The sequence below is a fragment of the Vibrio sp. QJM3NY_21 genome (assembly GCF_057785975.1).
In genome coordinates this window covers 66509-79327 of record NZ_CM173514.1, presented here as the reverse complement: position 1 = coordinate 79327, position 12819 = coordinate 66509, and the positions used below count along the sequence as shown (strand labels likewise).

General features: G+C 44.8%; 8 protein-coding genes. 6 read left to right on the top strand and 2 right to left on the bottom strand.

All coding sequences use genetic code 11. The features are described 5' to 3' along the window. Positions 1-13: 13 nt before the first annotated feature. On the bottom strand, positions 14-952 hold the full coding sequence (gene puuE, locus AC3CID_RS16170) for an allantoinase PuuE (protein WP_488527687.1): 939 nt from the start codon (positions 950-952) through the stop codon (positions 14-16). A gap of 411 nt (positions 953-1363) precedes the next feature. Between puuE and uraH the strand changes: the two genes are divergently transcribed. The 6 genes from uraH to AC3CID_RS16140 all read left to right on the top strand — a co-directional run bounded on the left by uraH (position 1364) and on the right by AC3CID_RS16140 (position 11096). Beyond that, positions 1364-1717 carry a hydroxyisourate hydrolase gene (uraH, locus tag AC3CID_RS16165; RefSeq protein ID WP_017075240.1) on the top strand — a complete coding sequence of 118 codons (354 nt, stop codon included), beginning with the start codon at positions 1364-1366 and terminating at the stop codon, positions 1715-1717. 247 nt (positions 1718-1964) lie between these two features. After that, positions 1965-3308 (top strand): NCS2 family permease, encoded by a 1344-nt coding sequence (locus AC3CID_RS16160; protein ID WP_017075241.1) that lies wholly within the window; start codon positions 1965-1967, stop codon positions 3306-3308. 262 nt (positions 3309-3570) lie between these two features. Beyond that, a complete protein-coding gene (locus AC3CID_RS16155; protein ID WP_054546195.1) occupies positions 3571-5022 on the top strand; it encodes a nucleobase:cation symporter-2 family protein in 1452 nt (483 codons plus the stop codon). 159 nt (positions 5023-5181) lie between these two features. Further along, positions 5182-6546 carry an 8-oxoguanine deaminase gene (locus AC3CID_RS16150; RefSeq protein ID WP_488527686.1) on the top strand — a complete coding sequence of 455 codons (1365 nt, stop codon included), beginning with the start codon at positions 5182-5184 and terminating at the stop codon, positions 6544-6546. 763 nt (positions 6547-7309) lie between these two features. Further along, on the top strand, positions 7310-8548 hold the full coding sequence (locus AC3CID_RS16145; protein ID WP_171312232.1) for an alpha-xenorhabdolysin family binary toxin subunit A: 1239 nt from the start codon (positions 7310-7312) through the stop codon (positions 8546-8548). Between the two features lie 151 nt (positions 8549-8699). Next, entirely contained in the window at positions 8700-11096 is a 2397-nt protein-coding gene (locus tag AC3CID_RS16140) for a hypothetical protein (RefSeq protein WP_488527685.1), read from the top strand. 155 nt (positions 11097-11251) lie between these two features. Here AC3CID_RS16140 and AC3CID_RS16135 read toward each other — a convergent pair whose 3' ends face one another. Beyond that, positions 11252-12688, bottom strand: coding sequence for an amidohydrolase (locus AC3CID_RS16135; RefSeq protein ID WP_488527684.1), 1437 nt, complete (start codon positions 12686-12688; stop codon positions 11252-11254). Positions 12689-12819 lie beyond the last annotated feature (131 nt).

Below are 12819 nucleotides of genomic sequence, written 5' to 3'. Positions count from 1 at the left end.
CCTTGCTTCACTGCTACTTTTGCGGTTGATGATTAGCGTTATTTGGTTGATATGGATGATGTTGGTGCCAATGGTTAGCAATATCGATTCGACGACACAACCACACACTGTCGTGCTCTTTGACGTAATCTAAGAAACGTCTTAATGCAGCAATACGACCGGGGCGACCAATCAAACGACAGTGAAGCCCAACCGACATCATTTTCGGTGCGGTTTCACCTTCCATATAAAGGGTGTCAAACGTGTCTTTCAGATACTGGAAGAACTGCTCACCCGAGTTGAAGCCTTGCGCGGTTGAAAAACGCATGTCGTTCACATCGAGTGTGTAAGGGATCACCAGTTGCGGATGACCGGTCTCGGTGTGCCAATAAGGCAGGTCATCATCATAGGCATCCGAGTCGTAAAGAAAACCGCCCTCTTCTGCAACCAAACGACGCGTATTTGGACCCGTTCGACCTGTGTACCAACCTTGCGGGCGTTGACCCGTCACTTGTTGGATGATTTCAATCGCTTTGGTCATGTGGTCGCGCTCTTCTGACTCATCAATGTATTGATAGTCGATCCAGCGATAACCGTGGCTACAAATTTCGTGGCCCGCTTCGACCATAGCTTTGGCAACATCTGGGTGACGCTCAATCGCCATAGCAACCGCAAATACAGTCAGTGGGATTTCATATTCATCGAACAAGCGAAGAACACGCCACACACCTACACGACTACCATATTCATAGATGGATTCCATGCTGATGTGACGTTCGCCTTTGATCGGCTGTGCTGACGGGATCTCTGAAAGAAAAGCTTCAGACTCGTCGTCTCCATGTAACAAACAACGCTCACCGCCCTCTTCATAGTTCAATACAAAAGAAACCGCGACGCGCGCATTACCTGGCCATTGAGGGTTTGGAGGGTTAGCTCCGTAACCGATCAAATTTCTTGAATAATCCTTATTCATCCAAGTACTCCTAACATAAGTGGTTGGCTTAGCCGCTCTTCAAGTGAGTCACCAAATGATTCAACCAAATGGATTATCGATAAACAGAGCAACCTTACCCCTGTACATTTATTGTATACAATTATTTATCTCAATGTAAAGATTTTGTTATTCAAGTTAAATTTGCGTACCATTACCAATTAAAAACAACAACTTAGAAAAAACAATACTCGTAAAAAAACGATAATCAAGATCTATAAATTCAGAAAAAACGATACAATGGTTAACATTTTTCCAACAATTAGCTTTACTAATTGTGTACAGTTCGTACATAGTTAGTGATAACAAAGTGACCAGTTGCATTCTTTGCAAGGTCGAAACAGACAGATAAACCACGGAACAGAGGAGCGCCAAAAGCGCTATTAAAGGACTATGGGAAGATTAACAACACACGTATTAGACACCACGCACGGCTTACCGGGCACAGAGATCAAAGTAGAGCTTTATAAGGTCAATGAAGACTCAACAGAAAAGCTGGCGACGGTGATCACCAACTCCGATGGCCGAACCGATGCGCCAATTCTGGCAGGGAATGATTTCCGACCGGGGAAGTATCAATTGGTGTTCTACGTAGCCGATTACTACAAAAGCAAGGGTGTGGAATTGGATGGCGTGCCTTTCCTAGACGATGTGGTTATTCGTTTCGGCTTAGATGATCCAGAAGCGCATTATCACGTTCCTCTTCTCGTTTCGCCGTACAGTTTCTCCACCTATCGGGGCAGTTAGTCCCGTGACCTAGAACTTCGAACTAGGCTCAACCATCGAATAATAAACAGATTCACGTGTACATCCCAAAGGGTGTGCACTCACTAAACACGCTCATATAAAAATACTAACAACGTTATTAGTTAGAGAGTTGATGACTAAACAACAGATAACTAAAGAAATAACGGCTAGGAAAAAACCTTAAAACTTAATATTGAAATCTCGCTGTATTCAATAAATGGATCACAACATAAAAGGACTTGCTGACATGAGTGAGAGTAAAACAGAAATACTCAACCAAGACGCGAATAACGGAATTTTAGAGAAACTCTTTAAAATTAAGGCCCACGGAAGCAGCGTGAAAGATGAATTAATGGGGGGTGTGACTACCTTCGCCACTATGGCTTACATTATCTTCGTTAACCCACAAATTATGGCTGCGTCAGGCATGGATGCAGGAGCGGTATTTGTCGCGACTTGTATTGGTGCTGCGATCGGTTGTTTGTTAATGGGGCTATTTGCGAACTGGCCTGTCGGCCTTGCACCGGGCATGGGCTTGAATGCCTTCTTCTCATTCACGGTAGTAAGCGAAATGGGCTACACCTGGGAAGTGGCGTTGGGTGCAGTGTTTATCTCCGGCATCTTGTTCGTCGGGATGAGTTTCTACAAGGTTCGTCAATGGATAATCGAAAGTATCCCGGTGAGTCTGCGTTATGCCATGACAGCGGGCGTTGGCCTATTTTTAGGTCTAATTGGCCTTAAAACAGCGGGCATCGTCGTCGAAAACCCAGCGACTTTGGTTTCTTTAGGGGATTTTACTAAACCTGAAGCTCTACTGGCCGCTATCGCCTTCTTGATCATCGCGGTACTCAGTGAGCGTAAAATATTTGGTGCCGTGTTAATCGGAATTTTGAGTGTGACTCTGGTCGGCATGATGCTTGGCTTAGTGCATTACAACGGCTTCTTCGCGGCTCCACCAAGCTTAGCGCCTACATTCCTAAAAATGGACATTATGGGCGCGCTTGATGTTTCAATGATCAGCGTTATCTTGGCTTTCCTTTTCGTCAACATGTTCGATACCGCAGGTACTTTGATGGGCGTGGCTGAGCGTGCAAATCTGACGAACCCTGAGACAGGCAAAATTGAAGGCCTAAGCAAAGCGCTCAAAGCCGACAGTATTTCAAGTGTGGCAGGTGCGTGTGTGGGTTGTCCACCAGTCACCAGTTACGTAGAAAGTGCCGCAGGCGTTGCAGCAGGTGCGCGAACTGGCTTATCAGCGATTGTGGTTGGCGTGTTGTTCTTAGCGGCGATTTTCCTATCTCCACTTGCTGGCATGATCCCCGCTTACGCAACCTCTGGCGCGCTGATTTACGTAGCGTTCGTAATGATGAGCAGCATGCAACACGTTGATTGGAAAGACTTCACCAACGGTGCACCTGCAGCTATTACTGCCCTGATGATGCCTCTGACCTTCTCTATCGCAAATGGTATCGCACTGGGTTTCATTACCTACACGGTATTGAAATTGGCGACAGGCAAAACAAAAGACGTATCAATTTCGATGTACTTCCTAGCCGCGATTTTTGTCGCGAAGCTCGTGTTCATCGGTTAATCAAATCGTTCTTGAGCCGTCGCTTAGACATTCGGTCATTTAGAGATGGCTCAAGAATGAGTGCTTGGTTTGTTCACAAGCCAAGCTATTAATACACATGCTAGAACAACATTTTTAAGAAAAAGCTAATAGTGCTAATCAGCGGAGTGCAGACGCATTCCGCTCGGTTAGTGCACCTTTTTTATGACCCTACGCAGTTTGTAGAAGTCATTATTTGACCGCCAATCGCCTGTAAACGGAAACGCAGGCAGAGGAATATCAAATGAAACTTCTGTACACCCTAAATGAAAGACCGCCTCACGGCTTAACCTTCCTACTCGCATTACAGCACATGCTCGCCTCGATTGGTGGCATTGTGGCTGTTCCCCTTATTGTTGGCGCTTCTATCGGCCTACCTAACACAGAGATCGTCTCGCTGATCAATGCGGCGCTATTGGCGTCAGGTATTGTGACCGTCGCTCAATGCCTTGGTTTCGGCCCTGTAGGCATTCGACTGCCTGTTGTGATGGGTTCAAGCTTTGCCTTTTTGGGTGTGGCGATTTCGATCGGTAACGAAGGCGGTGTCGCCGCGATTATGGGCTCGGCGTTGATCGGCTCGTTTGTCGTGATTGGTGCCAGCTTCTATATGGACAAGGTTCGGAAACTGTTCCCAACCGTGGTAAGTGGTGTTGTGGTTACCCTAATCGGCTTAACCATTTTACCGGTTGCCATGAATTGGGTCGGAGACTCCCCTGCCAATACGGAACAATTCGCTACACTACCAAAGCTGTTTCTAGCACTGGTCTCTTTGGGGATTGTGGTTGGCGTATCTGTTTACTGTAAAGGCGCGGTTGCCGCTTCGGCCATCGTGATTGGTTTAGCGGGCGGCTATATTGTGGCGCTATCGCTCGGCATGGTCGACCTTGAGCAAATCAGCTCTGCGGCTTGGGTCGGTGGTCCTGAACCTTTCAAGTACGGCTTTACCTTTTCTGCGAGTGCCATCATCAGTATGAGTTTGGTGTACATCGTGGTTATCGCCGAAGCAACGGGGGACTTCATGGCGTTGGGTAATAACTGCCAAACCCAAGTCAGTGGTAAAGATCTAAAACGTGGACTGCTAGGCGATGGCCTTGGTAGTACCTTATCTTCGATTTTAACGGCAATGCCATTGGCGTCATTCAGTCAAAACGTCGGCATTGTGGGTATCACAGGGGTAGCAAGTCGTTATGTAGTGGCTGCAACCGGTGGTTTGCTAATTTTAGGTGGCTTATTCCCGAAATTAGCCGCTATTGCCGTCACGATTCCGAAACCTGTTCTAGGTGGTGTGGGTTTTGTGATGTTCGGTATGATTGCCTACGCGGGTATCCGCATGTTGATCAAGGCCGCAGACACCAAGCGAAATGCCTTGGTAATCTGTGTCGGTTTGGCGTCTGGCTTGGCCGTAACTTTCGAACCAAGATTGCTGCAACACTTGCCGCATGATCTAGCGAACTTTCTTCATTCTGGCATTACAACAGGCACTATCATGACGGTTCTGCTAAACCTTGTGTTGCCGAAGTCTTCACGAGCAGAAGAGCAAGAAGCGTTGGCCGAGAGCCAAGCGCAAGTTGAGCTAGAAATGAAAGAACAGGCTGAAGAAGAACGACACTCAGACGAGCAATTAGAGATTCAACAAGCAAGTACAGAAACAGATGTTCAAGCGGCATCAGAAAACCCTGAGCCCAAAGCGAATTAACTGATTCTCGAACTAACGTAAAACCGATTTTCACAGAATCAGGGAATGATTAGAGCGTTGAACGTTTTAACGCCCCTGATTCGAATTTATCTATCAACAGCAAATACCAATAAAGACCCTCTTCCCTGAAAAGGCTGAGATGGCTAAGGACTACTATGAATGGAAACAATCTGGATTAAGAATCCTCTCGCAATCTACACTGGCTCACTGGCTGATGCAGAAGGCGGTATTGTCATTAAAGGTAATACAATCATTGAGCTGGTTGGCAAACACAAAGAACCAACCTTACCCGTAGATTACAGCGTCGACGCCTCTCGTCATGTTGTGACTCCTGGGCTTATCAATGCGCACCACCACTTCTATCAAACCCTAACGCGTGCCTACCCCGGCGCACTGAATAAAGAACTCTTCCATTGGTTACAGAGCCTCTACCCAGTTTGGGCTAACCTCGATTCTGAGATGATGAGCCTAGCTACAGAGTTGGCGCTGGTTGAGCTGATGATGTCGGGTTGTACGACAGCGTCAGACCATCATTACTTGCTACCAAACGGGCTTGAGCACGCCATCGATTTACAAGTCGAGGCGGCAGAGAAGCTGGGTGTAAGGGCAATCTTTACGCGTGGCTCCATGAGCCTCGGGGAAGATGAAGGTGGGCTACCTCCACGACACACCATTCAAACCGAACAAACCATCATAGACGACAGCCAACGCTTGATTCGTGATTACCACCAGCGTGATGAAGGGGCGATGATTCAAATCGCGCTCGCGCCTTGTTCGCCGTTCTCGGTCACCACGGATCTAATGAAAGAAACCGCCAAGATCAGTGAGCGTGAAAACGTAATGATGCACACTCACCTATGCGAAACCTTGGATGAAGAAGACTTCTGTATTGAGAAGTTTGGCTTGCGCCCTGTCGATTATCTCGAAGATGTGGGTTGGCTGAACGAACGCACTTGGCTTGCTCATGGTATTCACTTCAACCCAGAAGAGATCAAACGTTTGGGTAAAGCGGGAATTGGTATCAGCCACTGCCCGACGTCCAACATGATGCTGGCTTCCGGTATTTGTAAGAACAACGATCTTGAAGCCGCTGGCGTAAAAGTCGGGGTGGGTGTTGATGGTTCAGCTTCCAACGACGGCTCCAATATGATTGCCGAAGTACGTATGGCGATGTACTTACAACGTCTGCAATATGGCTCTGCCAATGTTTCACACTTCGACGCACTGCGTTGGGCCACATCGGGCTCGGCTCGCGCAATGGGCAGAACCGACATTGGTACGCTAGAGGTTGGCAAACAAGCCGACATCGCAATGTTCAAACTCGATGATATTCGTTTCTCTGGCAGCCACGATCCACTCGCTGCATTACTACTTTGTGGTGCTCAACAAGCGGATAAAGTGATGGTGGCAGGAAAATGGCGAGTTAACGATGGCGCCGTGATTGGCGTAGACATGGAGCAACTGATGCACCGCCACCATGCTGCTGCGATGAAGCTTGGTAAGTTAGCGATGAATAACCATTAGTTGAAACACTTGCCCATCAAACACTGCAAGCCAAAGCGAGTGGCTTTGATGGGCAAACCTCCATAAACGTCCACAATGATTCGAAAACATCCCAAATCATCCCAAAAAAATGTAAACCTGGTGCCTCTCAGTCTATTTCCTAATTAATTTCGACTCAATATACCAAAAACATTAACCGCTAATAATTAAAGAAAACCTAATTTAACTCTATCTAATATAAGATTGACTAATAAAACATTCACTAATAAAAAATCACTCATAACCCCTTCGGTAAATATCAAATCACCCGTACATTATTTGGCACAGATCAAATTTAAAACGTTCGTTCTATTTATATATTCATCAAATTAATCAACAGATTTAGTAACAATACGAATAATGGCGATAATTATATTTTTATCATTTACCACCTTTATGAATAGAATGAAAACCTCTCGAGACCTTTCCATACCTAGCCTGACAAAAGAACCAAAACTAATGATTCAAATATCATTAAATTCAATAGATCAACAAACGATCAATATGAATCCAAATGTGTGACCTAAATAGAACTTTTCATTATAAATCTGCTATAGATTGGCCAAATCTTATAAAAACAAAAAACACATTAAAGAGGTTAGTTTTAAAGAACAAAAAATAATCACAAAAATAACAATATTAAAATATTCAATAACCCTTCATAAATATTTAAAAATACCATCTAAATGGTAGGGGGATTATTGACTTTGCAAAAAGCTAATAACAAATCTAACAGGGCTAAATAATGAAAAAAATCACAAGAACACTCGTATTATCTTCGATTTCGATTGGGCTACTTTCCTCTTTTGCACTCACTTCTCAAGCAGCTCCAGTTCAAATCAACCAAGCGTCAGCTGAACAAAACATACCTCAAGTCACCTACGACACGATCATCGGTGAAAATGGGGTCTTTATCGATCTAGAGACCGACAATTTTATTCTTAAGCAACAAGAGTGGTATCAAATCCAAGCGTATGTCGAAGGCGCTTTAGCGCTGCCGGTGACAGAAGCCAGTATGAAATCTACTTTAAGTATTCCTAACGACATTCCTTTCTCTAATTTCCAAGCACTGGTTCAGCAATACTCAAATATTCACGATACCGCCTTTTATTGGAAAAAAGATCTTTATCCAAGCATCGTTGGTCTTTCATTAAGCTTGGCCAATTACGTCCAAATTAAAGACTACATGCTTAACCCACTTAGCGATGCTTTGAATGAAATGCTGGCCAAAGCATTCTCGCCGCTCCCGGAAGATATCGAAGCGGTAGAACGCAATAGAAAGGTGGCGATCGCTTACCTGAAAAGCCTGCAGAGTTTTTCCATGAGATACCAACAAGAAGTGTCTGACGTTGGCGGTAACCTATTGGAATTTTCAGCTACATTAGATACACAAAAATTGCAGTTAGATGTATTAGAAGGCACTCACAACGGTTACCTAAGCGATGATGGCAGCGCGCTTCAACAACGAGTGAATGACATCAATGCACGTATCACTCAACTCAACAAAGACTACACTCACTATGTTACGGTCGCCTCTACCGCAGTAACTTATGCATGGTTCCCTCTGGTTGCAGGACCAATCATGGGCGTATACGGCGATAAAGCAGAAAAAGCGCGTAAGCTTCGTAACGAATTACAAAGTGAAGTAAAAGAGCTTCAAGACCAATTAACTTCTACGCAGAAAATATATAACTCTTATCATCGCTCTTCAGAGAGTATCGATATGATTTCTCAACAAATAGAAAATGCGATTCCACATATTAATAAGCTGAAACTAAATTGGCAGAAAATGAATGCCGACTTTACTTCACTGCTCGTTGCCTTAGAACAAGCCCAGAATAATGCCGACATCATGAAAGACGACGCAATGCTAGGCGCAATAGGCGCTCTTGCCAATACAACGGTTGCAGAAAGTAACTGGAGTAATATTAGTGAGAAAGCAAAAGCGTTCGCAAACAATGCATATATCCAAGAAATGGAATAGTCCATAGACCTCTCGATCATATAAAAACACAAAAAATATAACGCAATAGCCAAAAATATATCCCTAACAGAAAGCCACACCTTATCAAAATTAAGGTGCTGGCTTCTGCTACCCAAAATTTGGCAAATACTAATTTCGACAGGACATAAATATGAGACTTCTACCTATTATTATTTCTCTTTCATTCTCTCCACAGGCTTTTTCTAGCGATTGGCTTGAACTGAACAATTTACCCAATTCAACCGAATACCCAACTTGGGTTCAATCGGCCTATTCCGATGTTGGCGTTCTATCTCGTTCCACATCCGATTTACACATCAACCTAAGTGATTGGATAGCAGAACAAAACCTTTACGTCACTCAACCCTCAAAAATCGTCGTTTTTGCAGATACCATTGAAATTCCAGAGAATTTCAACTTGCTTGTAAACAACCAAAACATCCTTATTTTTGCGCGAAAAATCGTTGGTCAAGGCACGCCGACATTTGTGCTCGGACAGCAAGGCTCTGCAGCCTCAATTTCTGTGATTGCCGGCGAAATAGAAACACCGATTAATGTACTCGCTTTCCAAAGCGATGGCAGCATTACACGAGACGCCTTAACAGGAAAAACTGGTGATGGCGAATCCGTGGTATTGGCAGGAGAACACTACCGAAGAACGACCATTGACTCGAACATTACTGGGCAAATGAAACTGGCTACTGAACCTTTTACAGACATTGTTAATCGCTCTTTTGATATGGCGGCCAGCTTATATGACACCAACCCAGAGCTTAGCCTCGACCTCATCAATTGGGTTGAACAGAGCTTGCGTTATTCAGGCTCAGTGGTTGAAGACGACCCGATTCTTTCCGACCTTTACCTACAAACGGTCGCGTTCAAGCAATTCATTAGCTTCAGCACCAAAGAGAGCAATTACGTCCCTTATCTCGACAAGGTGTTATATCAAGATAAATACGAAGCCTATTTGAACGCTATGATCGCGTATCAAACTCAATGGGACATTATTCAAGATAGAAACACGGTCATTGAAGACAAAATTGAAGCCGCCAAGTTAGCACTCGCTAACATCGAAGACATTCTACGCGCTCAGAGTTCGATCATCACACAAACCCAATCCAACATAGACAAGATAGGCGATAGCCTGACCGAGGTCGATAGCCAATATAAAGCACAAGAACTGGTCACTCTCAGTTCAAGAACCACTTATTTAGTTGGTGTCGAGAATTGGAAAACCCAACAACAACTCAATGCGGCTCTCGCAATATTCAAAGCAATAGCCGAAATTGGAAGCGCCGTGAGTGGGGTATTCACAGGCAACCTTTCTGGTGTGAATGACCTAACCGAGCAATTGGCTAAAACACCTGAAGCATTAGAAAAAGCGAAAAACCTCGTCACCAATATCAAGTCCGTCACAGGCATTATTGATAGCGTGACCAAAACGATTTCTGGCATTTCTCAGTTAACCGCGGATATTAAATCAACCATCAAGCTCCAGAAGGTATCTGAAGCGATGGATGGCTTTAACTTCAACATCCCAACCATCAATGAAAGCAATCTGGCGTGGGATCTGATGATCACCGAGATCCGCAGCAACTTAAGATATGCCGATAGCTTAGGTATCAAAGGATCAAGACAATACCTACTCGAACTCGAAAAGCAGGTTCTGCTCGGTAAGGCAATTAACATCACGCAGCTTAACTTTGCTCACGAGCAAGCGAAGTTGGTAGACCTCTTACTCACCAATAATGTGACTATCAATCAACAACAAAGATTGAACGATGCGATCGAGGGTTATCAAGTAGACACCGACAGCTTCGATTCGATTGAACGTGAGCTATCACGAGTATTGATGCACTTCAAACGTCCGATGTTCGTTGCTTTGTCTAACTATGTTCAGGCATACGAATATTGGGCATTGAAGCCAAGCGAAGTTACACCTTCTCTGAATAAAAGCTACTTGGACTACCAGTTTGATTTGGCTACTGTCGAAAGTGAGTATGTAAATGCTCTGTCTTCTTTCCAACCCGCACCACAAGATTTCACCATCGACAACTACACCATTTCTAGCCCCGAGCAACTAGAGAGCTTTGCAACAACCGGACAACTAAACTTCACCATTCCACTAGAACAAGTCCAATTGTGTTCGTTTGACCGCGTTAGGCTTTCCACAGTACGAGTGTTCTTAGAGGGTGAAAACTTACCTTATGGCAAGCAACTCAACCTGCGAGTTTCAAGTTCGGGTAACTATTTAGACCGATATGAGAACAAGGACTATCAGTTCAGTTCTAACCCTGTTTCACGCGCGTTCTATTACCGCCTAGATGATCCAACAACCAACGATGTTAGCATCATCACCGATGGTGCCGTGGCGAATAAATTCGAATACGCCTACTTCCAACCCACTCCGTTTTCATCATGGAATGTCACGCTCAACAACTTTGATAAAACCGAGCAAACGAACAACCAGTACCTAAAAGATGTCGAACAAATTCGCGTCGAGTTCTTAGGTAGCGGTATCCCGAATGGCAATAGTTGCTCTAATTAACCAAATGCTTCTCTAACTAACCAAGCGTTGATTTCATCCAAAGAACCGAGGTTCAAGGAGTAAGGTTCTGGAGAGAGTTCGTAACAAAAAGGCCGACATGATGTCGGCCTTACTTATTCATTCACTCTATTCGATTTTAGAATCCGATTCACGGCCTAATCCATCAAACTCTTAGACTTAATCGCCTTCTTAGAAAGCTCTTTGGCAAACGCTTTGATATCAGTTTCAAACTCATCGACGCTTTGGCGGATTTCATCCAGTTGAACCGTCTGCATCACACGGTTTTCCATTACGATTTGGCCGTTAACGATAGTGGTGTCGATGTTGCTTGGGTTCGCTTGGTAAACCAAAGTCGCGTATGGGTCGTAATTTGGCATCATGTTCGCTGATTGTGTCTCTACAATCACGATATCTGCTTTCTTTCCAACTTCAAGAGAACCGATTTGATCTTCCATGTGCAAAGCTTTCGCACCGCCTAATGTCGCCATTTCAACCACTTGCTCAGGAATCATGATGGTGCGGTCTGAATGCTTTAAGCGTTGCATGTTCGCTGCGTAACTTAGGGTACGCATGATATCGACTTGGTTCGAGCTCATTGGGCCATCGGTTCCCAAACCAATACGCATATCAGCTCGGTACATTTCCCACGCAGGAGCTATTCCTGTCGCACCTTTGGCATTCGCCATTGGATTGTATGAGATACCCGCATCGGCCTGCTTCAATAGTTTTTGGTCGTTCTCTGAAAGGTGGATACCGTGAGCAATCACTACACGCTCATCGAGCACACCGATTTCATCCATGTATTCGACCGGTGACGTGGCGTTGGTTTCATCTTTGATACGCTTTTCTTCATTCGGAAATTCAGCAACGTGAATCAGCACTGGCACATCGTATTGAGCCGATAGCTTATTGATTTCTTGTAGCTTATCTTTGCTCACGGTGTACACCGCGTGTGGTGCATAAGCAGGCGTGATTAGCTCGTCGTTTTTGTACTGCTCGATAAAGCCTTTAGCATACTCAATCCCACCGTAAGGTTCTTTGGCATCAACCACCGGGAACTTAATCACGGTTTCGCCCAACACGGCGCGCAAGCCAACTTCTTTGGTCGCCTTCGCCATCTCATCCATGTGGTAATACATATCGGCATAAGTGGTCACGCCGCTTTGTGCCAGTTCTATGCTGCCTAGCTTAGTTGCGTTGTAAATCAGTTCACGGCTTAACTTTTCGGCTTCAAGTGGGAAGAAGTATGCGAACAAGCGGTTCGAAATACCCTCTTCACCCAAACCACGGAACGCTATCATCGGTAAATGGTTGTGAGCATTGACCATGCCCGGCATGACGATTCCATCTTGAGCATCAATCACTTTTTCTGCGCGATATTGAGTCATTAAATCCTCGTTACCGACTGCGATGATCTGGTCGTCTTTCACCACTACAACGCCATCTTCAATCACATCCATTTCAGAGTTGATTGTTAGAACCTGTCCGTTGGTGATGATCAGATCGGCGTTGTATGTTTGAGTCGCGACCGTCGAACCGCAACCTGCCAGTAGAACTGCGCTGATGGTGCATACCAAGCTTTTGAGCGTCATTGCTAAACCTTAATGTTGTGCGTGTAATTTTGTTAATAGCTTCACTTTGGTGTTCTGAGCTATTCACTTCTAAGAACAGTAAGTGCCGCTAATTTTGCGACACTATAACCTGTTATTTAAATGAAATGGCA